Below are 23,660 nucleotides of genomic sequence, written 5' to 3' on the forward strand. Positions count from 1 at the left end.
GAGTGATAGGATATTGAAAAAGAATCATGTTATATAATATAACATAAAAACTCTTGTATAAGCTCATTAATCGGAATGGGCGTTTCTACAGGCAACCGTAAATTGCCCCAGGCTACAAGAGGCTGCAGATGCAAGTAAAGAATTTCTTCCGTGGATGATCTATGCGTTTCCGCCCGGAAAGAAGCTCTGGTCTGCGCCTCTTGTTCCTCGGGCTGTTTGTGTTACCCAGACAAGACTTAACTTCAGAGGAGTGAAGGACATGTACAGCAGCCTATCTGAATTGAACAGCTCTATCAACGGAGCGCGAACCGTCAAGATCGTAAAGGACAGTAAGACTACGTACGATTTTAAACTCTACCCGTTCGGCGAGAGGGGAACCTTTATTGAACCGAAGCTGACGGAGGAGATAACGGAGCATTTGACTGGAAGTATTACGGAACATTTTCCGGCATTCGATTACATCGTCTCGCCTGAGCCGGGCGGTCATACATGGGGGATGCTTGCCGCCTACCGGCTTCGGAAGCCGATCAATATTTTGAGGCTGAGTACGGACTTGTACGAGGATTTCCCAATATGCGTGCGGCGGGAGACGGCGTACAATGAAAATTATATTTGCTTTGACGGATTCAACGAAGGGGACCGGGTTCTCCTGCTCGATGATGTTATCAGCTCCGGCGCAACCATCCGTTCGATTGCCGCTCAGTTGAGGCAAATGGGCATCCAGCTTGTCGGCATCCAGGCGATTCTTGCCAAAGGAGAGCATTATTTGCAGCTTGAGCAGGACTTGAAGGTCCCTGTCTATTGCTTAGGCAAGGTGTAAGGAAAGGAAAATCATATAAATTACTTGGCAAGGAGAAGATGCCCATGGCTTTTTATTATGACCAGCCTTCGAGAACGTTCAGCGATTATTTGCTTATCCCTAACTTAACGACCAAGAACTGCATTCCGGATAACGTCGTGCTGCGCACGCCCATTGCGAAATTCAAGAAAGGCGAACAGCCGCCGTTGGAAATCAATCTGCCTGTCAGTTCATCCATTATGCAGGCGGTGTCCGATCATAACATGGCAATCGCCTTGGCCCAATGCGGGGGCATCTCATTTATATACGGATCGCAGCCGGTTGAGCAGCAGGCGGAAATGATCCGCAAGGTGAAGAAATTCAAAGCAGGCTTTGTATTCAGCGATTCCAACCTCAAGCCTGACCACACGCTCGCGGATTTGCTTCGATTAAAGGCGCAAACGGGCCATTCCACTATTGCCGTTACGGACGATGGAGGGCCGTCGGGGCAATTGCTGGGAATCGTCACGAGCCGCGACTACCGGGAGAGCCGGATGCCGGCCGATACGAAAATTGCCGAGTTCATGACTCCGCTGGCTTCCTTGGTGGTGGCTCACGAAGGGATTACGCTGTCAGAGGCGAATGAGTTGATCTGGGAGCATAAGCTGAACTGCCTTCCGGTCATTCATGCGAACGGAAATCTGCTGTACCTTGTTTTTCGAAAAGATTACGACAGCTACAAGGAGTATCCTCTGGAGCTGCATGACGCAAACAAACAGCTCATCGTCGGGGCCGGGATCAATACGAGGGATTATCGGGAGCGGGTTCCGGCTCTGGTCGAGGCAGGGGCGGACATTCTCTGTATCGATTCGTCCGACGGCTATTCGGAATGGCAGGCGGAAACGATCCGCTATGTGAAAGAAACGTTCGGCGAGCAGGTGAAAATCGGCGCAGGCAATGTAGTGGACCGCGAAGGCTTCCTCTATTTGGCCGAAGCCGGAGCGGATTTCGTCAAGGTCGGCATCGGCGGCGGCTCTATCTGCATCACCCGCGAGCAGAAGGGGATTGGCCGCGGTCAGGCAAGCGCCGTCATTGAAGTGGCGGAGGCGAGGCAGAAGTATTACGAGGACAAAGGAGTCTACGTCCCCCTTTGCTCGGACGGAGGCATTGTCCACGATTATCATATCGTGCTGGCTCTCGCCATGGGCGCGGACTTCGTGATGCTGGGCCGCTATTTTGCCCGCTTTGACGAAAGCCCGGGACGTAAGCTGCTGCTCGGCAGCAACTTTGTCAAGGAATATTGGGGCGAAGGCTCCAGCCGAGCGCGCAACTGGCAGCGCTACGACTTCGGCGGCGAGAGCAAGGAAGCGAAGCTGGAGTTTGAAGAGGGAGTCGACTCTTTTATTCCGTATGCAGGACGGCTGAAGGACAATCTGGATTTGACTGTAAGCAAGATCAAATCGACCATGTGCAACTGCGGCGCGATTACAATCCCTGAGCTCCAGCAAAAGGCCAGGTTGACGATGGTCTCCTCGACCAGCCTTGTGGAGGGCGGCGCGCACGATGTGATTCTGAAGGAGCGCAACGGACAAACGACGATGCAGGGGGGATAGGCGCTCCCCCCTTGTAATTCAAGCTCCGATCAGGAGAAAGAGATGAAGGGACATGGCGGCTGATTTATATGCCCGATGTCTCTTTTCATTTTGGAGGGTGTTTCAGAAAAGCGGATTAAAGGTGCACATACCTGGAGGAACGAACTTATGATATGATGAATTCAAAGTGAATATCAATAGGCAGGTGCACCGTGAAAAAGCAAATTTGGCTCCCCTTACTTTCGCCGCTTCCTTTCGTTTTGATGTATTATCTGAATTCCCGGAACGGTTTCGAAGCGCTGGTTTATTATGTTATTTTTTCGGTTTTGATAAGGGTATCGATGTTTTTTCATAAGAGAAAATCCAGCAGCGGCAGTAAATACAGCGATAGAACGTATGACGACTATATGATCTGATACAGCTCTGGGGCTGATTCATATATTGCTAATACGCCCCCGAAATTAAGGCTTGAGGGAGACGCTCAATGCGCAAGTGCAATAATGTTTACAGCAGTAAAGGAGCAAGGCGGCTTGAATCTGCCTTGCTCCTTTATTTTTTTCGTCTGCCGCCGCTTTCTTCAGCAGCTGCTTGCGGGCCGCCTATTTGCTGATATCTTTATACTGAGTAAAGCCGCAAGCAAGCGCAATTTCATCTTGCGTGCGTTTTTGCTCATTTCGTATTAACCTTATTCTTCGGCCTAAGTCCGACATGTCATTAATCCCCACCAGTATTAGACTGAGAATGCGCAATTACGTTCACAGGCAGGATAACGACAGTGAGGAAGCGAATTCGATTGAGGCACAATTTTCCATATTTTAGTTCTTGGAAGGAGAAGAGAAATGGCAGAGATTCTTTTGTTGCACCACTCATTGGGACTGACAAAGGGTATTCATGCTTTCGCCGACGAGCTCAGAGGGGCGGGTCACACGGTTCATGTTCCTGACCTTTTCGACGGTCATCTGTTTACCACGATCGAGGATGGCATGGCCTATGTCGATGAGATCGGCTTCGAAGAGATAACAGAGCGAGGTATACGTGTCGCCAGTGAGTTTCCGCGGGAGATCATCTACGCGGGGTTTTCACTCGGTGTGGTTGCGGCTCAGAAGCTCGCTCAGACTCGTGAAGCCGCACGTGGTGCATTGTTGTTTTACTCTTGCGTTCCGACCTCGATGTTCGGTTGTCCCTGGCCAACCGAACTGCCGGTGCAGATTCACGGCATGGATGCGGATCCCTATTTCGTTGATGGGGGCGACATTGAGGCAGCATGCGAGCTCGTGACTACTGCCGGTCACGCCGAACTCTTTTTGTACCCAGGAGATCAGCACTTGTTCGCAGATAACAGTTTGCCGTCATATGACGCCAACGCAACGAGGCTGTTGTTGCAGCGTGTACTCGAATTCCTCCAGCATTTGGATAACTGAGCGTTTGCTTAGGAACAGTCACATTCATGCGGTTAGCCAGTTACGCTAACTCGATAGATCAATTTGAGGCAGTCTACGACTTTATTTTCCAAGTCTTAAGACTGCCTTTCGTTATTGTGAAGTTTAGTCTAATACTTATTTCTTAAAGGCAGCCGATTCTCTATCCCTAAAATCATGTCAAATTCAAGGATTCCTGTCTACGACTTTATTCTCATCGGAAACTCATTTTTGTTTAAAATAATTCAATATAGTTGAACAAAGAAATATGAATCTCTGCCGTATCAGCCTTATCTTCATCACTGGAAAATTATTTTAATAAAGGTATTGAAAAGTAGCCATGGTTGATGTATCCTAATATCAATTCAACTTAGTGGAATAATGGTGTTCAAAGTTTAATAAAATAAACTAAAGTTGAATATTATTAAAATTTGTGGAAGGAGGGGTCGTATGGAGAAGGTAATCGGCTTGATTGGGTCGATGGATACAAAAGGTATAGAGTTTGACTTTGTTCGCCAAGAGCTGGAACGGCTCGGGCACCAAACTTTGATCATCGACACCGGCGTCATCGGAAAACCGCTGCTAAAGCCTGATATTACACGCGATCAAGTAGCGAGTGCTGCCGGACGCGATGTGAATGAGCTTGCTGCAAAGCAAGATCGGGGCGAGGCGATGGCTGTCATGTCACAGGGAGCGGCTTTGATAGCCAAGCGGCTGTTTGACGAACGGAAAATAAACGGTCTGCTGGGGATGGGCGGAACGGCCGGAACGATTGTAAGCAGCACTGCAATGAGAACGCTTCCAATCGGATTTCCAAAGGTGATTGTCTCTACGGTTGCATCAGGAGACACCCGCGGGTACATAGGGACTAAAGATATCGTATTGTTTCCGGCGGTGGTAGACGTTGCTGGAATAAACCGCATCAGCCGCGAAATTTTCACCAGGGCTGCAGGTGCGATAAGCGGGATGGTGAAAGCAATCCCGGTCTCTGCCAATGACAAGCCGATGATCGGGGCCAGCATGTTCGGCAATACGACACAATGTGTTGAACGTGCACGGTTCCGCCCTCGAAAAGGAGCAGTATGAAGTGCTTGTATTTCACTGCACAGGGACGGGGGGGCAGACGCTGGAGAGTCTGGTGGCTGACGGATACATTTCCGCCGTGCTGGATATCACCACAACGGAATGGGCTGACGAAATTGCCGGTGGAGTCTTTGCTGCCGGTCCGGATCGGGGGGATGCCGCCTCCGCCAGGGGGATCCCGCAGGTTATCGTTCCCGGCTGTGTAGACATGGTCAACTTCTGGGCTGAGGAAACCGTTCCGCAGCAGTACTTGGATCGAAACTTGTACGTATGGAATCCGAATATTACATTGATGCGAACCACGCCTGAAGAGAATGCGCAAATCGGAAGGATCCTTGCCGACAAAGCCAATGCGAGTACGGGCCGGTCGCCTTCCTTCTTCCACTACAAGGAGTTTCCATTCTCGATAGTCCCGGGCAGCCTTTCTGGGATCCGCAGGCAGACCAAAGCTGCTTCGACGCCATCAAGCAGAATGTCAAGCCTGGCATTCCGGTATATGAAATGGATTGCAACATCAATGATCCGGCGTTCGCGGATCGGGCTGTAGAGCTTTTACTGAACTTAACCCAATCTAACTCTTAGGGAGGAAACGGAACTATGAAACAGTTTAAAGTAGGCTTGATCGGAGCAGGCGGAGTTACGGAGCTGCACTTGGGCGGGTACAAGGATCATCAAGAGCGGGTGAACATTCATGCTATATGTGACCTCAATGTGGAAGCGCTTAACGCGAGGGCGGATCAGTACGGTATACCTAACCGGTTTACGAATCTTACCGACTTTATTGAAAATAGCGGTGTCGATGTCGCGATTGTATGTACGCCTACCTCGATTCGCAAGCAGGTTGTATTCCCGCTGCTGGACGCCGGAATCCCCTTGTTCGTAGAAAAACCATTCTCCGATACGCTGCAGGATGCGGTAGAGATTACAGAGAAAGCGGCACAGTTAGGCATCCCGGTATCCGTGAACCAGAACTTTCGGCGGCATTACCCTTTTGAAGTAGTGAAGCAAATTGTTCGCGAACAGACGATCGGCAAGGTAACGGCGATCAATTTCAATAATCAGTTTTTTCGCCAGGATACCGGCTGGAGACTTCAATGCGAGCGGCACGCGCTTTCCGTTATGGGCATTCACTGGTTCGACGGCTTCAGGCAAATTCTCGGATCGGAAGCGGTGTCTGTCGCGAGCTTGATGACCTCATCTTCAGCGGTCCAGTGTGCAGGCGAAACCGATGCTACTGTTCAGCTGCAATTTGAGAACGGCACGATCGTGACCTATGTTCAAAGCTTCTCCTCTCCGGTTCGGCGCACGGATATGATCGTCATCGGAGAGACCGGGACGTTGCTGTGCAACCATACCTCGGTCCAATTATTCCGCCGGGGTGACGAGCAGCCTTCGCAGACGTGGGAAAACCGCGTATCCCGTGAAGTGGCAACATTCGAAGGGTTGAATCATCTTCTGGTCTCGATCGAAACCGGGGCGGAGGCGCCGAACAGCTCTCGCGACAATCTGAAGACGGTAGCGATACTGGATGCAGCCTACACGTCAGCCAAGGAACAGCGGATCGTGAAGCTGAACCAGGGAGTCCTGGTGTAGTAATAGAAGTTTCGCCCATTATTGTTATTTGATATTAGGCATTAGGCATGTCCCTAGGCGGGGAGGCGCATCTTTCGCACTTCAGGATGGCTTCCCCTCAAAAAAATGATTGAATGGGAAGGTAGCGGACGATGCGCACTGAATCCACTGTTATCCAGACGTTGGCATCCACAAATAAGAAAAGTAAATGGCGTATCCTGCTGTCCGATCTGCGACGGGATAAATATCTTTACCTGCTCGTTTTACCCGGAGTGCTCTTTTTTATCATATTTAAGTACATTCCCATGTGGGGAATCGTCATCGCATTCCAGGAGTATTCTCCTTATTTGGGAGTATTACAAAGCGATTGGGTAGGCTTGGACCATTTTACACGATTCTTCTCCAACCCTGATTTCATCCTGCTGTTTCGCAATACGATGATGATCAGCTTATTAAATCTGGTATTTTTCTTTCCGCTGCCCATTATATTATCACTGCTATTGAATGAAGTGAACAACCAGGTGTACAAGCGAATCATCCAGTCTATCGTTTATTTGCCGCATTTCTTTTCCTGGGTCATCATTGTCGGCATCTCGTTTCTGCTTCTATCGGACTCGGGAATCATCAACATTCTGATGCAGAATGTAGGGTTGCACAAATATGATTTTTTGACGAACGAAAATACATTCTGGGGCTTACTGGTTTTGCAAAATATTTGGAAAGAGACCGGCTGGGGAACCATCATCATTCTTGCAGCCATTACAGCTGTCGATACGCAGTTATATGAAGCTGCCAAAATCGATGGGGCGAACCGCTGGCGGCAAACATGGCATGTTACTTTACCCTCTATCCGGAGCGTCATTCTCGTGCTTCTTATTCTAAGGCTGGGCCATATCATGGATGTCGGCTTTGAACAAGTATTCTTAATGTCGAATGGAGCTGTCTCCAAAGTTGCGGATGTATTTGAGACCTACGTATACCGCAACGGTATTCAAAATGGTCAATTCAGCTATACGACGGCTGTTGGTTTATTTAAATCCGTAGTAGGACTTATTCTTGTCATACTGGCCAACCGGTTAGCCAAGAAGTTCGGTGAAGATGGAGTGTACTAGGAACTGAATCGATTTGAGGTGAAGCGAATTATGAAATTAAGCTCAGGGGCAAAGCTTTTTAATCTAGCGAACATCGTCCTCATGGCACTCATCGGGCTGATTACTATATTTCCGTTATACTACGTTTTTATCGTTTCCTTCACCGATTCGCATGAATTTTTACAAAAAAACGGGTTCGTATTTTTTCCTCAGAAATGGACGCTGACTTCTTATCAATACTTATTGACGACCTCCTCCTTTCAAAACGCAACCTTAGTGAGTACCTTTCTGGCGACCGTGGGGACGGGGTTAAGCTTGATTTTCACCTCGGCAATGGCTTTTGGCATGTCACGCAAAAGATTAAGAGGCAGAAAAATCATGATGCTGATGATTCTGCTCACCATTTTGTTTAATCCGGGCATCATTCCGAATTATTTATTGGTTCGCGAGCTTGGGCTGATCAACAGCGTATGGTCATTAATCATACCGGTTCTAGTAAGCGGATGGAATGCGATCCTAATGAAAAGCTTCTTTGACAACATCCCGGCAGAGCTGGAAGATGCGGCCATGATTGACGGCTGCAATGATATCGGAACGTTCTTCCGGATCGTTCTTCCGCTTTCCGCAGCGGCCTTGGCGGCCTTCGGACTATTTTACGCAGTCGGGTACTGGAACACGTTTTTTAATGCGGTCTTGTATATTAATGACTATACCAAAGTGCCATTGCAGATTGTTTTACGGAACATGCTAATCGATTCTCAGACATCAACGGGCGGCGCAACGGCTGTGGAGATGATTTCGGACAATCAAATTCCTACGCAGACGATTAAAATGGCGGCAATCGTTATCGCTACGCTTCCGATCCTGCTCGTGTATCCGTTTCTCCAAAAGCATTTTGCCAAAGGTGTTATGTTAGGCTCGGTTAAAGGCTGATCGGTGCTTTTAAAAAGGGAGGTATTTTTGTGAAAAAGAGATCAAATCGAACGACAGTTTGCACTATTTTATCGCTCACGGTATTGGCAGCCGGCTGCTCGAGCGTTCAAGAGGCAAGTGGGGGCAATTCCGGCGGGAGCAAAGCAGAAGCACCGGTTGATATTAACATTGTGGTCGATTTCACTATTGCCCAGCCGCCCGCCCCGGATAATCCGGTTCTAAAGGAATTTGAAAAACGAACGAATACGAAGCTCAACATCACGTGGGTATCCGGCAGTGCCTATAACGATCGGTTAAACGTTTTGTTAAGCTCAGGCGACCTGCCGGATCTGATCAAAATTAACGATATTTCGAATCCGCTTCTTCAACAAATGGCAAGACAAGGCGCTTTTTGGGATTTAACTCCTTATTTGAAGGATTATCCAAACCTGATGACGACTCCGAAGCCCATCTGGGACCGAACCACAATCAATGGGAAGAATTATGTCATTCCCGTCGCGAGACCGTTGGAAGGCAATACTTTTATGAATATCCGGAAAGATTGGCTCGATAAATTGGGACTGAAGGTTCCGGAGACGATGGACGATTTTTACAAGGCACTCAAGGCTTTTAAAGAAAATGCGCCCGATGGAAAAAAAGATACGTACGGTATCGCCAATTCATTAAAAGTCATTGAAGATGTGTTTACCGGCACGAACGGATTGTTTAACGGCACGTCCGCAAGATGGGGAATCAAGGACGGCAAGCTATATGATGCCAACCTGGTACCCGAAATGAGAGAAGCCTTGCTGTATGAGAAGAAGTTGTTCGACGAGGGCATTCTTGCGCCGGACTTTGCCGCTATGAAATCGGATCAAGTGATCGAGCTGTTCCAAAACGGGAGATTGGGAACCAATTCGGAAACGATAGAAGCCTTATGGCGTTGGCAGTATGATCAATGGAAGCGTGATCCCAAAGTAGACTGGCTGCCGTTAACGAGTCTTAGCGCGTCTCATGGGCCCTACGTTCCTCAATACACCGGATTTATCGGCGTGCTGGCGATCCCTAAGAAAGTACCAGAAGCCAAGATGAAGAAAATTTTATCCGTGATCGACTATGGCGCCTCCGAGGAAGGAGGATCGTTATCGCTTTACGGCATCAAGGATATCCATTACAAGGAACAAGACGGCTTTAAGGTTGCAACAGAGCAGGCGGTCAAAGACAGTGTCGGCGTAGGGGCCTTCGGTAAATTGTTTATGCGGTATGATCCATACATGTATGCATTTGCCCCAGGCATGACGAAAGAAGTATTTGAACGCAATAAAAAGATCATTGATGCAAGATCGAAGCTGAGTGTACCCGATCCGTCCGTAGGTTTGGTTTCAGATACCAGACTTAAAGTGGGGGCAGATTACGATAAAAAAATCAATGATATGAAAACGCAAGTCGTCATGGGGAAGGTTAGCATCGAGGCATGGGATAAGTTCGTCAACGATCTGAAACAGGATGCCACCTACCAAAAGATTATAGAAGAAACGAATGCGGCCTATGCGGCACGTGTGGCAGCAAAATAAATCAACTCAAGGGAGTGGAATGACACATGGCAACAATCAGTAACGTATATGAAAACAATGTGAAGAGAGTTTTAGACAACGACTGGGGGAAAATTCACTGGCTGTGCGGCAAAGAAATCGATCCCGACAGCGAAATGACTTTCGGCATGGTCTATATTCTTGCAGGAGAAGCCAATCCGAGACATGTGCATCCGAACTGCGAGGAACTCATCTTTGTGTTATCCGGTGAGTGCGATCATACACTGGGAGATGAAACGTATCACTTAAAGCCCGGCATGATGCTGCGTATTCCGCGCAACGTTCCGCATAACGCCACCACGACAAGCTGGGAACCGTGCCGGATGATCATCGCCTACTCGGCCCCGGACCGCCAGACGATCGGGGAGTAATAAGCTTAATTCATGTCCCGGGGGGATGCAGCCGATCCCCTCGGATACAAATTAGGGGAGTGTTTCACATGAGATGCAGAGCCTGCTTGTTGAGACCGTTATATGCTTGATCTCCATTTGTGGCAAATCGCTATTATTGCGGCGGTCGGGATTTTTATCGGCTTTGCCAAAACGGGGGTATCCACCCTTGGCATCTTTAATGCTACGCTGATGACGCTTGTTTTTCCTTCAAAGCTGTCCGTCGGTTTCCTGCTCCCCATGCTGATTATCGGGGATGTCATAGCGGTTGCTTATTACCGGAAAAATGTGATCTGGAAGCATTTAATCAGCCTCATTCCCTGGGTTATCCTCGGTATTCTCGGCGGTTATTTTGTTTTGACGAAGGTAGATAACCATCAATTAGAGATTCTGCTGGGGGCGCTCATATTCAGTATTATTGCGCTGCAGGTGATCAGGGATTTAAAGGGCAAGCAGCTCGATTCCCAATTGCCATCATCCTTATGGTTTATTGCCCTCATGGGTTTTCTGGCCGGTTTCGCCACGACGATCGGTAACGTTTCGGGCGCGATCATGGCGATCTATTTGTTTGTCAAAAAGGTGCCTAAACAAGAGTTTATCGGTACAGGCGCATGGTTTTTTCTGCTTGTGAACCTTATCAAGGTTCCCTTTTATTTGCAGCTCGGGATGATGACCTCAGCATCTATGTTATTTGCTGTGTGGACCCTTCCGCTTATTGCTGCCGGCGCCTACGCGGGTATTAAGCTGCTGCCTTTAATTCCTCAAGTTATGTTCCAGCGAATCATTCTTTCGATCGGGGCTATCGGTGCTTTGAAGCTGCTTGTCGAAGGGCTCATCCATTAATAAAAGCAGGAGGAGTACACAATGAGCTTTAAAATCGCATTTTCAAGACCCACTGCAAACGAAGAGGATCAAAGAACTCTCTTTCAGCAGTACAGTGCGGCAGGCTATGAAGGACTGCAATTGAAAGCTGCGCAATATATGCCCTACATTCACGAGCCGGAAAAATTCAAGGAAGCATGGGGGCATTTATCCGGCGTTGGTTCCGCACTCATTACAGGGGGGAGGCTGGATGAAGCCAATCTCGAACAGCTTCGCGATGTGTTTCGTTTCGCTTCCAAAATCGGAACAGACCTGATCGTGTACTGCCACGGTATTCCCCGCAAGGAGGTCACGGCTGACGACATTCGTCAATACGCGGTTTTATTGTCGGAGCTCGGCCTTGAAGCGCAGCAGCAGGGCGTTAAGCTGTCGCTGCACCATCATTACAACAATCCGGTGATGTATCGCGAGGATTTTGACGTGTTTTTTGATCAAATTTCGAATAAGCCGGTTGGTTTGACTATCGATACCGCCCATTTGGTTAAATCCGGGATTCACGATGCTGCCGAGGTGATCCGCAGTTTCGGTCATGTGATCGATAATTTCCACCTTAAGGATTTCGAAAACGGCGAATGGAAAGTGCTGGGTCAAGGAGCCATTGATTTCAAGCCGATTTTCGGAGCAATAAAAGATATCGATTATAGCGGATGGATTTCGGCAGACGAGGAAAGTGGAGGCGGGATTGTCGAAGGCTTGAAGGCGTGCTACAGCTATATCCAACACGGATTGAAATCGTAAATTATTTCTACAAATTTCAGAAAGAAGGTTATCGTAAACATGGCAATTCCCAGACAAGAAATACTTCATAGACTGCGTTCCCAAATGGAGCAAGGCCGTCTGCTGGTAGGGGCTGGGGCAGGAACCGGCCTATCGGCGAAATGTGCGGAAATGGGCGGTGTCGATTTAATCATTATTTATAATTCAGGGCGGTACAGGATGGCGGGCAGAGGCTCCTTGGCCGGTTTGATGCCGTACGGAGATGCGAATCAAATCGTGGTAGATATGGGAGGAGAGGTCCTGCCCATCGTGCAGGATACGCCGGTGCTCGCTGGAGTCTGCGGTACCGATCCTTTTCGGATCATGGAGGTTTACCTGAAGCAGTTGAAGGAGATGGGCTTCTCGGGGGTTCAAAACTTCCCTACGGTTGGTTTAATTGATGGCGTATTTAGACAGAATCTGGAAGAAACTGGAATGGGGTATCATTTGGAAGTGGAGATGATTCGTAAAGCCCATGAACTGGATTTGCTGACCACTCCTTACGTCTTCAACGAAGAGGATGCGATTCAAATGACTAAAGCCGGTGCGGATGTGCTGGTAGCCCACGTTGGTTTGACTACCAAGGGCAGTATAGGAGCGAAGACCGCTTTATCGCTTGAGGAATCGGCCGACCTTGTACAGCGCATTTATGATGCCGGAAAAAGCGTGAATCCGGAAATCATGGTCATTTGTCACGGCGGTCCGATTTCCGAACCGGAGGATGTAGAATATGTGCTCCGCAGAACGAACGGCATTGCCGGATTTTTCGGAGCGTCCAGCGTAGAGCGCCTGCCAACCGAAAAAGCAATTACCGAACAGGTGAAAAGCTTCAAAGGCTTGAACTTGAGCCGGTAGAGAAGCGGTTAAATTTGAAAAAAAGGAAGGTGCCCCCAGCCATTTTCATGGCTTTTGGGGCACCTTCCTTTTTGCGACTGTATCTCCCATGAAAAACTCATTAGCGTTACGGCACTAAATAAATGTACCTGAGAAAATAATGACAAGAAGAATAAACAAGACAAGAATAACACCCGTTGTTGTATAGCCAACTCCACCGGCCCCTGACATGGAACGACACCTCTTTCCGTTGAGTTAGTCTATTGTATGACGCACAACGGCCCAGCGTATGGACTCATGCCCTTGATAACAATTTTTAAATAGGCTGCTCTGACGAACCGGCGAATCGGCGGGGCCTATCTTCCGGTAGGGCTCCATTTCCCGTGCAAAATTGTCTTATTTTCCTGACCCGTATTGTCACCTATAATGGTACCGTACAGGAAAATTTTATAAGCGAAGGGAACACAGCGGATGAGTACAGGGAGAGAGAAATCGAAAAATTTGAATATTGCTTATATCGGCGGCGGTTCCAAGGGCTGGGCCTGGGGATTAATGAGTGATCTTGCACTCGAAGGCTCCTTGTCCGGTACCGTAAAATTGTACGATCTAAAATATGAAGCCGCCCAAAGAAACGCGATGATCGGCAATCGCTTGAATCACCGTGACGATGTGGCAGGTAAATGGAATTATGAAGCGGTTCCAACGATAGAAGAGGCTCTGCAGGGAGCGGATTTCATTATTATATCCATCCTGCCCGGCACGTTCGAGGAAATGCATTCGGATGTACACCTGCCGGAAGAGTACAGCATCTATCAATCCGTAGGCGATACGGTCGGACCGGGAGGACTTGTACGGGCATTGAGAACCATCCCGATGTATGTGGAATTTGCGAATGCGATTAAACAGCACGCTCCGAATGCATGGGTGATCAATTATACCAATCCGATGTCGCTGTGCACACGCACACTGTATGAAGTATTCCCCGAAATCAAGGCGATCGGCTGCTGTCACGAAGTGTTCGGCACCCAGCAGCTGCTGGCTTCCATGGTCGAAGAGAAGCTCGGTTTGCCGAAGGTGAACCGCAGAGAGATTAAAGTCAACGTACTGGGCATCAACCATTTTACATGGCTGAACAAAGCTTCGTACCGGGAGCTGGATTTGTTCCCGTTGTACCGGGAATTTGTGGAGCGCTATTATGAAGAGGGCTTCGAGGGGACGAAGAAGGGACATTGGCTGAACGACCATTTCTCATCGGCGCAGCGGGTCAAGTTTGATTTGTTCCGCAAGTATGATGTCATTGCTGCAGCAGGGACCGCCATTTGGCGGAATTCATGCCCCATGCCTGGTACTTGAAGTGACCCGGAAACGGTCCGCGAGTGGAAGTTCAGCCTAACCAAAGTCGATTGGCGCAAGGAGTACGCCAAGGAACTGTCGCAAAAAAGCGACCGTCTTGCTTCGGGGGAGGAGCAATTTGAGCTTAAAGCGACCGGGGAAGAAGGGATCGATATGATCAAAGCCCTGCTCGGCTTGGGAGAGCTGGTGACGAACGTGAATATGCCGAACCGCGGACAGCATGCCGGACTTCCGGAAGGCGCGGTAGTGGAAACGAATGCGATCTTCGGCTATGACAGTGTACAGCCCGTCGTATCGGGACAGCTTCCGGCTCCGGTGAACAACCTCGTCCTGCACCATGTATATAATCAGGAAACGACGCTGCAGGCCGCCTTGGAAAACAATGCGGAAATGGCTTTCCGGGCTTTCGTGAACGACCCGCTGGTTTATCACCTTGCGCCGCAGGAAGCCAGAAGCTTATTCGACCGCATGCTGGACAATACGAAGGCTTATCTTCCGGGCTGGGCCGGCAAATAATTTTTTGGGATAGACGAGGCCAGGGAGCAGGGTAAGGCGAAGCGTACCTGGCTTCTTTTTTTCACAAATCGCTGGCGATGGATGGGAATTTCAGCGAACAAATCAATGCAGGAGGCGATAGTATGGCGAAGGGAACGATTTGGCCGACGGAACGGAAAACGGCGACGGACCGGTTCACGGGGCTTGAAGTCACGCAGCTGACGGATTATAAAGCGCACAGCCACCATTTGTATTTTACCGAAAGCGGCTGGTATGATAAGGAGCAGAGGCTGCTCTTCGTGTCTGGACCGCGGCAACAGCACGAATCTGTACAGCATGCACGTGGAGAGCGGTGTCATGACACAGCTGACGGATTATATCGGCAACGACCAGCTCGACGCCTGCTTACTGCCCGATGAAAGCGCTGCATTCGTCAAGCTTGGACGGAAGCTGATCCGTCTTGATCTCGCGAATTACGATGAGCGGGTGATGTATGAAGCGCCGCAGGGCTACCATCTGGGAAATGTCAGCGCTTGCGCGGACGGACTGCATGTGTGCACCTGCGTGCAGGAGGATTTATCTCACCGGATCCGGCTGGACCTTGGCAACGGGTATGTCGGTCATCAGGAGCTGATGGAAGCGGCTCCGCACAGCATGATCGTCCGCATCGACGCCGAAAGCGGGAAGGCGGAAACCATCTATGAAGCCAGCCGGTTTATCACGCACATCAATGCGTCTCCCAAGGAACCCTGGCTGCTCACTTTTTGCCATGAAGTGACCTTGGCATTTGGTGGATCACCGTATTTGGGGGCTGGACCTGCGTACCGGCGAAGCCTGGAAAATCCGGGAACGGTTCGAGCCGGGCGAGAAGGTGGGACATGAGTTTTTTTATCCTGACGGCGTTACGATCGGCTACCACGGGTTTCGGACGAACGGGACGAATTTCTTCGGAAGCATCAAGTATGACAACACGGAGCTTGAGGAAACGGAATTCGGCTTCGATACGTGGCATGGCTATGCGGACGGTTTGGGGCAAGCCATTGTCGACGGCAGAGGCGAGGTGAAGACGCTGAGCATCTGGCGCAAGCAGAACGGCACCTACGAAGGGCCGCGAATGCTGTGCGAGCTGCGCTGCAGCTTTCATTCCCAGAAGGTGCATGCCCATCCGCGGTTCGATGCAGAAGGCAAGCGGGTACTGTTTACAAGCGATAAGAACGGGTACGGCAATCTGTACCTCGTGAACGTGCCGGAGGATTTCAGCGTACTGCCGTTGTTCACACCCTAGAAGAAATGATCCGGGCGCATCAAACCATTCCGAAAGGGGAAAAATTGCAATGGCGTTAAAGCAAAGCGATGTGCAGCAGGCGCAAAAGCGCACGGCAAATATGCTTGCCGCGGCGGGGATGGTACTGACACCGGCCGAACAGGCTTCCATTGAGGTTGCGGAGTTCGGTCTCGGCAATCTGGAGGTTCAAGGGCTCCAGCTGATTACCTATGTCAATACGGACCGGTATTGCGCGAAGGATCTGGTGCTGTTTCCCGGTCAAACCTGCCCGGAGCATAAGCATCCTCCGGTAGGGAACGATCCGGGGAAAATGGAAACGTTCCGCTGCCGCTCGGGTCAAGTGTTCCTGTATGTGGAATGATCCTCCCGCAACCAACCCTCAGGCGCAGGTGCCTGCAGGAAGAGAGCCGTTCTACACCGTATTTCACGAAGTGGAACTGCACCCCGGCGAGCAGTACACGATCCAGCCCGGAGTAAAGCATTGGTTTCAGGGCGGGCCGGAAGGGGCGGTTATTTCCGAATTTTCAAGCACAAGCCGCGATGAATTCGATATTTTTACCGACCCTGCTATCGTTAGAATACCAATCATTGCAGAAGAATAACCGCGGGTTTCGAATTGCATCTAATGCGGCATACCTCACGGTTCAATAGGCTTCTCAAAAACGAACACCGAGACGGCCACATCATCCTCGATGTTGATGTCCGAGAATAAATGAATTAACTTGGAGCCGGCTGCCTCCTCTAGCCCTTCGGGAATCTCTGTGGAGTAAATCTTCTGGATCATCCGCGTTCTTGCGGTATGAACCATTTCTCTGCCTTCCGGCGTGCGGGCGATAAATTTCTCCGTCGGTGTCAGGTTCCCGTAAAGCATTGTGATCGCTTTATTGCCGACGAATTCGGTTTGGATTCGTTCGGGCCCTTTGCCGAACAGCTCTTTGCGCACTTTTCGAATGATATCGTTAAACCTGGTTTCTTTTTTCACAATCGGACCTCACCCTGTTCAGTTATTCGTTTAGATTATACAGCAAATGAATCGGCTTCATCCACGCCCGTTTTTTTGTTGTGTATCGTAAGAAATTGAATTATAATGTGAAATAGTTATCAAGAGAGCAATGGAGCTTTGATATCGTTTGTCAATGCTCTATCTCACGGTCAGATAAGAACAAGGGATTGGTAGTTAGTATCGATTGCTAATTATACTACTCCTCTGCAAGGATAAGCCTGTTTAGGCGAACCTCTGCAGAGGAGTTTTTTGGTTTTTACCAAATAACGGAGGTTTTGCATACCATGTCTTGGGTCGTCTTGCACTTTATCGGGATTATCGCGTACGCGGCTACCGGCGCGCTTGTAGCGATTGAGGCCGGGTATTCCTTCATCGGAGTGTTTGTGCTGGGGTTAACCACCTCCTTCGGAGGGGGGATCATCCGTAATCTGATTATTGATGCCCCCGTATCCGGCCTGTGGGAGGCTAATATTGTGGCCGTTGTATTCGCTACGCTGACAATTATTATCCTGCTGCCGGTCAAATGGATTCATCATTGGAGAAGATGGGGGTTGTTCTTTGACTCCATCGGTCTGGCCTCCTTCGCATTACAGGGGGCGCTGTCAGCCAGCCAGCTTCACAATTCTTTGGGGCTTGTGCTGCTGTCGGCCATCTTTACAGGTCTCGGAGGCGGGATGATTCGGGATCTGCTGGCCGGCCGCAAACCCCTTGCTCTGAAGGAAGAAATTCATGCCGTGCTCACTTTGATCTGCGGCTTTTGCGTTTGGCTGGATTGGACGCATCCGTTTCAGCTGACGCTGGTCATTTTTGGCGTCGTCACAATTCGTATGCTTGCCATTCAGTTGAAGTGGAAGCTTCCTTTTCTCTCAGCTGCGCTAGGGAAAAAGCCGCTGCCGCTTCCGGTTTCTGCGATCCGGCGCGAGATGGATTAACCGGAAGAAACGGAACGGCGCTTTGAAAGCCGATATGACATTTGTCATTCTGCACATATGACATCTGAGCCTTTTGACAAAATGGGGAATGGGGTATGCTGTTCATGTAAACAATAATTTTACGTGAAAGGATGTTTCCATACTTTATGAATACACCGACTTTCATCGGATATGGTGTCGCTGTTGTCGTTATCCTGCTGGTCATCTGGCTGAGAATCCGCCGGGGCAGCCGCCCCATCCGAAATAACGGAGTGGGCATGCTGACGCCTGTCGTACTCTTGATCGTCATCTTTGGTTTCAGTATTTATTCGCTGACGCACGTACCGGACCATCCGTTCCATATGCCGGCCTTCTGGGAAATACTATGCGCAGGACTGCTGGGCATCGGACTTGGCAGCATCATGCTGTATCATACCGGTTATGAAAAGCGCGAGGACGGGCTCGTTTACACCAAGCCCAACAAAAATTTCAAGTATGTAATTATTGCAGTCATTGTTATAAGGGTTGCGCTGTCGCAATATTTCAAAGGAATGGATTACACGGAGTTTACTCTGTTAACCATGGTGCTGGCTTATTTATATATTTGTGTTTGGCGTATCGGCAGCTTTATCAAGTTTCGCCGGGTCGTCTCGCAGACGAATTAAAATCGTAATCGCGCTTAGCGCGATTTTTTTTTGTTTATCGTACTTTGCGAACTAATGTAAGGGGATTTGAGGCATCCATGTGAACATGGTAACATTTGAATCGTACTAAAGTAAGGAGGTGCGGTATGCCGAAAACGATCTTGATCGTGGAGGATCAGCAGGTGCTTCGGGAAATCATGAAGGAATACTTGGCGGATGAAGGATATGAAGTGCTCGAGGCGGGCGATGGAAGCCGGGGATTGGCATTGTTCCGGGAGCATGAAGTCCATCTGATTATTCTGGATATCATGCTGCCGGAGCTGGACGGATGGTCCGGTATGCCGGCGGATTCGCAAGACATCGAACGTTCCGATCCTGATGCTGACCGCACGGTCGGACGAGGACGATACGCTGCTCGGGTTCGAATTGGGCGCGGACGATTATGTCGTCAAGCCTTGCAGCCCGCCCATTTTGCTGGCACGGACGAAGCGGCTGCTGGAAAGCCGGCAAATCCGCAATCCAGGAGATGCGATGTCAGGGGGCGGAATTGAGCTCCAGCTCTCGGCACGTACCGTTACGCTTGACGGAAAGCTGTGCAGCTTAACGCATACGGAGTTTGAAATTCTGGCCTGTCTGATGAACAATAAAGGGATCATTGTCACAAGGGAGCAGCTCATCACGAAAATATGGGGCTACGATTTCGCCGGCGACGATCGTACGCTAAGCAGCCATATCCGCAATCTGCGTTCCAAGCTGGGCGGTCACGGAAGCCGGATCGTCACGGTTGTTCGTTCGGGCTATAAGTTCGTGGAGCAGCCATGAGGAAGAGCATCGTCTTCAAGCTGTTTGTATTGACCGCCGGTTTATGTACAGCTGTCATCGCGGCCATAATGATCGGACAAGCCGTTTTCTTCAAGCAATTTTACGTTCATCAGAAGGAGGAGGATGTCCGGGCCGCACTTCAATCGGCTGCCCAGGACGGCTGGTACGAGACCGGAGATGCCCGGTCTGCATTCCGGAATGAGCAGCAGGTTTATCAGCGGTACAACACATGGATCGCCGCGTTGGATGCCTCGGGCAGCTTGAAATTTACGGATGATTACGAGATGGAGGTGCAGTTGGAAACCGTGGACGCTGTCCCGGCTATCTCCGGCAAGTCGATCACTGCACCGTTATACACAGTCATGAATGTGGAGCAATGGAGCGCGGACAATCCGCTCCTGCCCAATTCATTCATCAAGCCGGGCCAGCGCATCGCGATCGAAGGCGTCTGGATCGACAATCGGCTGTTCGCTCAGCGGATCGGCAGGAGCGCTTCCAATTTGCGGGAGGAAAACCGTCTGGAGAACGATCAGCTCGTGAACAAGGAATACGAAGTCGTACCAAGGTTCAAGAGCCCGACCGAATACCATAAGCGTTATCCGAGCGTTCTGGTGTACGGAACCGTCACGCAGGTCCGACTGCCGGAAGGCACGGCTGCATCGAGGTATGCAAACCAGCTGTTTCTGGACCGGGCGAAGGCTTTCCAGGCGAACCTTCTCTACGGAGATTACAATGAGAACAGCGATACGGTCATCGATTACGAGCAGAACCATATTCCGTACAAAATAGTTGTGCAGCGCTTGACGGATCGGACAGGAAGCACCGGATACCTGTTCGCCATGACGTCGCTGCAGCCGGTGAACGAAGCCGCGGGGGTAATGCGCCATTATTATATCTATATCGCTGCCGGTACGCTGCTGCTTGTTCTGCTGGCTGCGTTCTATTATTCCCGCCGCATTGCCAAACCTTTGCTGCAGATGAATGATGCGACGAAAAAGATGGCCAGCCTGGATTTTTCCGTCCGGCTTCCCATCCGAAGCGAAGACGAGATCGGCCACTTATCCGGCAACATCAATGCGCTGTCCGGCTTGCTGCATATCCATATCGTCCGTTTGGAGCGGGATATCGAGCAGGAAAAACGGCTGGAGCAAACGCGCAAAGAGTTCATCGCCGGTGTGTCTCATGAATTGAAAACTCCGCTCAGCGTGATTGAAAGCTGTCTTTACGTTCTGAGAGACAAGCCCGACAGCTCGAAGCGGGAGTATTATTTTGCGGCGATGAAAGATGAAGTGAAGAGGATGAACTTGCTGATTACGGATATGCTGGAGCTGGCGAAATATGAATCCGGCATGTATAAGATGGAGATGGCTCCGTTCCGCCTTGATGATTTGCTTGAACGGGTATGCAGGAAGCTTGCTCCGGAGATGGCGGGCCGGCAGCTTAGTCTGCACACCAGCTTGGTCCCGTCGAGGTGGTCGCCAACCGGCTTCGCATCGAACAGGTCGTCGTGAACTTCCTGACGAATGCGATCCGCTATACGCCGGAAGGCCGGGACATTTTCGTAACGTTAGTGGAGGAGCGTGCGGCCGTCAAAGTGTGCGTAGAAAACAAGGGCGCCCGCATTCCGGAGGAGCAGCTGGAGAAAATATGGGACCGCTTCTATCGCATCGAGCGTTCCCGTCAGCGTGCGACCGGCGGCACCGGTCTCGGCCTGGCGATCTCCAAGCAAATTTTGGAGCTGCATGAAGCGCCATACGGTGCAGCCAATACCCGGGACGGTGTCTTGTTCTGGTTCGAGCTGAACCCAAAGAGCGGAGGGACTGGTTCAATAGGCTAACGCCGGTTGAGCCAGTGCCGCACAGCGGGCATGGGACTGGCGCTGACGCATCACGAATATTGAATTATTTTCCATATTTATATGAAATCCTTCCCGCCCAAGAAGGATTATTTGTTATGCGCAGAAACCGGCAACCGCAGATCAAAAAGTGAAATGTATCCAATCTGCAATTCGTCTGCACATGATCTTTATCTTCATGGAGTAAGCTTTCCCTTGACTAATGGAAAGGGGAAATGAAGATGCTCAAGAAAATAACGGGAATGCTGCTGATTGGAACCGTTGCTTTGACAGTCGGGGCATGCGGCGATCAGGGAGAAAAGGCACAGACACCGGCTTCCGCGATATCCGGACAGGAGGACGGAGCCGAAACAAGCGCTGCAGCGCAGCAATCGTCTTCATACGAGCCGCTGTATCGGACAAGTGTCTTTCTGGGAGATTCGATTACGGAAGGATTGTCTTACCACGATGTGCTGGAGAAAGACAATGTGCTCGCCGGCGCGGGGAAGACCGCCGAATTCGCGCTGCGGGATATCGACGAACTGGCCCGCCGCAAGCCCGATCACGTGTTCATCCAGCTGGGATCGGACGATATCTTGTGGCCGGCGGATGATCCGCAGACCTATTCCCTCGCGCATTACGCCCGATTGATCGACAGCGTCCGGGCCAAGCTCACGACAGCGAAGATCACGCTGCTGTCGGTTACTCCCGTCACGTCCGAAGCGGAGAGAACGGAGCCCCGTTACCGCAAGATCGGCGATTACAACGAAGGGCTCAAGGCGCTGGCTGCCAAGGAGCAAGTCGGCTTCGTCGATCTGACGCCGCTCGTTTCCGCGCATTCCGATTTGTACGACACGGACGGAATTCATTTTCAAGCGGCGTTTTATCCGATTCTGCTGGATTTCCTGAACGATCAATCGGATGTGACACGATGAATGTCCGCGATTTGACGGGAGGGAACGCGCGGTGGTTTTTAGCGGCCTGATCTTTTTGTTTCAATTTTTGCCCGCTGCGGTGCTCGTTTATTATGTATCGCCCAAGAAGCTGCGGAACGCGATTCTGCTCGCCGAAAGCCTTATTTTCTATGCCTGGGGCGAGCCGTTGTATATTTTCCTGATGATCTTCTCGACGGTCTTCGATTATGCCAACGGGCTTCTGATTGACCGGTTCAGACATCGGAAACGGGTGGCAAGGACGGTCTTTATCGGCTCCATCTCCGCTAATTTGGCCATGCTGTGCTTGTTCAAGTACGCCGGGTTTGCCGTCGAGAACGTGAATCGATGGTTCGGTATGCACTTGCAGGCTGCCGACCTCCCCTTGCCGGTAGGTCTCTCCTTTTATACGTTCCAAACGATGTCCTATGTGGCCGACGTCTATCTTGGCAAAGCTGCGGCGCAGCGCAATATCGTTGCCTTCGGCACCTATGTGACGATGTTTCCGCAGCTGGTTGCCGGCCCGATCGTCAAATACGGAGAGATCGCGAGCCAGCTGGCGTCCCGCAAGGTGACGATGGAACGGTTCGGCGAGGGTGCGGAATGGTTCATCCGGGGACTGGCCAAAAAGGTGCTGCTGGCCAATCAGATCGGGATGCTGTGGACGAGCGTCAAAGCAGCGCCCTCGGAAGAGCTGAGCGTGCTCTCCGCCTGGCTTGGCATCACGGCGTTCACGTTCCAGATTTACTTCGATTTCAGCGGCTATTCAGATATGGCGCGCGGGCTCGGCAAGATGCTCGGCTTCGAATTGCCCGAGAACTTCCGCTATCCGTACATTTCCCGAAGCGTGACGGAGTTTTGGCGCAGATGGCACATTTCGCTCGGTTCCTGGTTCCGGGAATATGTCTATATTCCGCTCGGCGGCAATCGGCAGGGCATGGGCAAGCAGCTTCGGAACCTGCTCATCGTTTGGTTTTTAACCGGCCTATGGCATGGGGCAAGCTGGAACTTTGTCATCTGGGGCCTGTATTTCGGGCTGTTCATTACAATCGAGAAGCTGTTTCTTCTGAAGTGGATGCAGCGTTGGCCGAAACCGGCGGAGCATCTTTACACGCTTCTCGTTGTCATGATTGGCTGGGTGTTGTTTGAATTCGATCAGCCGGCTTCGGCGCGGACGTTTATCGCAACGATGTTCGGCTTCGGTGCCCACAGCTGGGCGAGACCGCCAGGCGCTCTACGAGCTGTCGGCGAACGGGAGTCTGCTCGTTCTGTCGATGCTGTGCGCGACGCCGCTTCCGAGGAAGCTGATCTTGCATCTAAAGGACCGATGGCGTTTGGGAGGCGCGGTTGCCGTTCTGGCAGTTTATTTTGCTGCTCTGGCGCTATCATCGGCTTATCTGGTAAACGAGACTTATAATCCGTTCTTATATTTTCGGTTTTGAGGGGAGAGGGCGATTCTGATCGAGTATGACAAAAAACGCA

Annotated in this window: 18 protein-coding genes, 6 pseudogenes and 1 riboswitch; of the genes and pseudogenes, 23 read left to right on the forward strand and 1 reads right to left on the reverse strand. The window is 50.5% G+C overall.

Translation table 11 applies throughout. From position 1 onward, the window contains the following. Window positions 1–33 precede the first annotated feature (33 nt). Window positions 34–135, forward strand: a riboswitch (purine riboswitch). 124 nt (window positions 136–259) lie between these two features. The 17 genes and pseudogenes from ACHHV8_RS12060 (at window position 260) to ACHHV8_RS12140 (ending at window position 16,634) form a co-directional block, all read left to right on the forward strand. Next, complete coding sequence (locus ACHHV8_RS12060; protein ID WP_395158480.1) at window positions 260–820, forward strand: phosphoribosyltransferase; 561 nt, start codon at window positions 260–262, stop codon at window positions 818–820. A 44-nt stretch (window positions 821–864) separates the two neighbouring features. Beyond that, complete coding sequence (locus ACHHV8_RS12065) at window positions 865–2,391, forward strand: IMP dehydrogenase (protein ID WP_395158481.1); 1,527 nt, start codon at window positions 865–867, stop codon at window positions 2,389–2,391. Between the two features lie 818 nt (window positions 2,392–3,209). Further along, complete coding sequence (locus ACHHV8_RS12070) at window positions 3,210–3,791, forward strand: dienelactone hydrolase family protein (protein ID WP_395158482.1); 582 nt, start codon at window positions 3,210–3,212, stop codon at window positions 3,789–3,791. Between the two features lie 447 nt (window positions 3,792–4,238). Further along, the gene (locus tag ACHHV8_RS12075; RefSeq protein ID WP_395158483.1) at window positions 4,239–4,874 is read left to right on the forward strand and encodes a Tm-1-like ATP-binding domain-containing protein; all 636 of its coding nucleotides are present in this window, start codon (window positions 4,239–4,241) and stop codon (window positions 4,872–4,874) included. A gap of 1 nt (window position 4,875) precedes the next feature. After that, window positions 4,876–5,453: pseudogene (locus tag ACHHV8_RS12080) on the forward strand (Tm-1-like ATP-binding domain-containing protein). Between the two features lie 15 nt (window positions 5,454–5,468). Next, entirely contained in the window at window positions 5,469–6,464 is a 996-nt protein-coding gene (locus tag ACHHV8_RS12085; RefSeq protein ID WP_395158484.1) for a Gfo/Idh/MocA family protein, read from the forward strand. Between the two features lie 131 nt (window positions 6,465–6,595). After that, window positions 6,596–7,555 (forward strand): ABC transporter permease, encoded by a 960-nt coding sequence (locus tag ACHHV8_RS12090; protein WP_395158485.1) that lies wholly within the window; start codon window positions 6,596–6,598, stop codon window positions 7,553–7,555. Window positions 7,556–7,585: 30 nt separating this feature from the next. Next, window positions 7,586–8,467, forward strand: coding sequence for a carbohydrate ABC transporter permease (locus tag ACHHV8_RS12095; RefSeq protein ID WP_395158486.1), 882 nt, complete (start codon window positions 7,586–7,588; stop codon window positions 8,465–8,467). A gap of 29 nt (window positions 8,468–8,496) precedes the next feature. Further along, the gene (locus ACHHV8_RS12100) at window positions 8,497–10,020 is read left to right on the forward strand and encodes an extracellular solute-binding protein (protein ID WP_395158487.1); all 1,524 of its coding nucleotides are present in this window, start codon (window positions 8,497–8,499) and stop codon (window positions 10,018–10,020) included. A 26-nt stretch (window positions 10,021–10,046) separates the two neighbouring features. After that, the gene (locus tag ACHHV8_RS12105; protein WP_395158488.1) at window positions 10,047–10,409 is read left to right on the forward strand and encodes a cupin domain-containing protein; all 363 of its coding nucleotides are present in this window, start codon (window positions 10,047–10,049) and stop codon (window positions 10,407–10,409) included. 102 nt (window positions 10,410–10,511) lie between these two features. After that, window positions 10,512–11,270 (forward strand): sulfite exporter TauE/SafE family protein, encoded by a 759-nt coding sequence (locus ACHHV8_RS12110; protein ID WP_395158489.1) that lies wholly within the window; start codon window positions 10,512–10,514, stop codon window positions 11,268–11,270. Window positions 11,271–11,291: 21 nt separating this feature from the next. Then, window positions 11,292–12,047, forward strand: a complete 756-nt coding sequence (locus ACHHV8_RS12115; RefSeq protein ID WP_395158490.1) for a sugar phosphate isomerase/epimerase family protein — start codon at window positions 11,292–11,294, stop codon at window positions 12,045–12,047. A 39-nt stretch (window positions 12,048–12,086) separates the two neighbouring features. After that, window positions 12,087–12,920 (forward strand): phosphoenolpyruvate hydrolase family protein, encoded by an 834-nt coding sequence (locus ACHHV8_RS12120; protein ID WP_395158491.1) that lies wholly within the window; start codon window positions 12,087–12,089, stop codon window positions 12,918–12,920. 450 nt (window positions 12,921–13,370) lie between these two features. Continuing rightward, a pseudogene (locus ACHHV8_RS12125) lies at window positions 13,371–14,768 on the forward strand (family 4 glycosyl hydrolase). 252 nt (window positions 14,769–15,020) lie between these two features. Continuing rightward, entirely contained in the window at window positions 15,021–15,629 is a 609-nt protein-coding gene (locus tag ACHHV8_RS12130; protein ID WP_395158492.1) for an oligogalacturonate lyase family protein, read from the forward strand. Then, window positions 15,619–16,032 carry a hypothetical protein gene (locus tag ACHHV8_RS12135; protein ID WP_395158493.1) on the forward strand — a complete coding sequence of 138 codons (414 nt, stop codon included), beginning with the start codon at window positions 15,619–15,621 and terminating at the stop codon, window positions 16,030–16,032. Before ACHHV8_RS12130 ends, ACHHV8_RS12135 begins: the two co-directional genes overlap by 11 nt. Window positions 16,033–16,132: 100 nt before the next feature. Continuing rightward, window positions 16,133–16,634 (forward strand): annotated as a pseudogene (locus ACHHV8_RS12140) (D-lyxose/D-mannose family sugar isomerase). Between the two features lie 35 nt (window positions 16,635–16,669). Here ACHHV8_RS12140 and ACHHV8_RS12145 read toward each other — a convergent pair. Beyond that, window positions 16,670–17,017, reverse strand: a complete 348-nt coding sequence (locus ACHHV8_RS12145; RefSeq protein ID WP_395163482.1) for a Na-translocating system protein MpsC family protein — start codon at window positions 17,015–17,017, stop codon at window positions 16,670–16,672. Between the two features lie 302 nt (window positions 17,018–17,319). Here ACHHV8_RS12145 and ACHHV8_RS12150 point away from each other — a divergent pair, with 302 nt between their 5' ends. The 6 genes and pseudogenes from ACHHV8_RS12150 (at window position 17,320) to ACHHV8_RS12175 (ending at window position 23,620) form a co-directional block, all read left to right on the forward strand. Beyond that, window positions 17,320–17,967, forward strand: a complete 648-nt coding sequence (locus ACHHV8_RS12150; RefSeq protein ID WP_395158494.1) for a trimeric intracellular cation channel family protein — start codon at window positions 17,320–17,322, stop codon at window positions 17,965–17,967. 146 nt (window positions 17,968–18,113) lie between these two features. After that, a complete protein-coding gene (locus tag ACHHV8_RS12155; RefSeq protein WP_395158495.1) occupies window positions 18,114–18,611 on the forward strand; it encodes a CcdC protein domain-containing protein in 498 nt (165 codons plus the stop codon). A gap of 125 nt (window positions 18,612–18,736) precedes the next feature. Further along, window positions 18,737–19,412: pseudogene (locus tag ACHHV8_RS12160) on the forward strand (response regulator transcription factor). Continuing rightward, window positions 19,409–21,249, forward strand: a pseudogene (locus tag ACHHV8_RS12165) (sensor histidine kinase). The pseudogenes ACHHV8_RS12160 and ACHHV8_RS12165 overlap by 4 nt, the downstream one beginning before the upstream one ends. 233 nt (window positions 21,250–21,482) lie before the next feature. Beyond that, window positions 21,483–22,181, forward strand: coding sequence for a GDSL-type esterase/lipase family protein (locus tag ACHHV8_RS12170; RefSeq protein WP_395158496.1), 699 nt, complete (start codon window positions 21,483–21,485; stop codon window positions 22,179–22,181). A 31-nt stretch (window positions 22,182–22,212) separates the two neighbouring features. Beyond that, window positions 22,213–23,620 (forward strand): annotated as a pseudogene (locus ACHHV8_RS12175) (MBOAT family O-acyltransferase). The last annotated feature ends 40 nt before the right edge of the window (window positions 23,621–23,660 follow it).

The sequence above is a fragment of the Paenibacillus sp. TAB_01 genome (assembly GCF_043945595.1).
Classification (GTDB): domain Bacteria; phylum Bacillota; class Bacilli; order Paenibacillales; family NBRC-103111; genus Paenibacillus_S.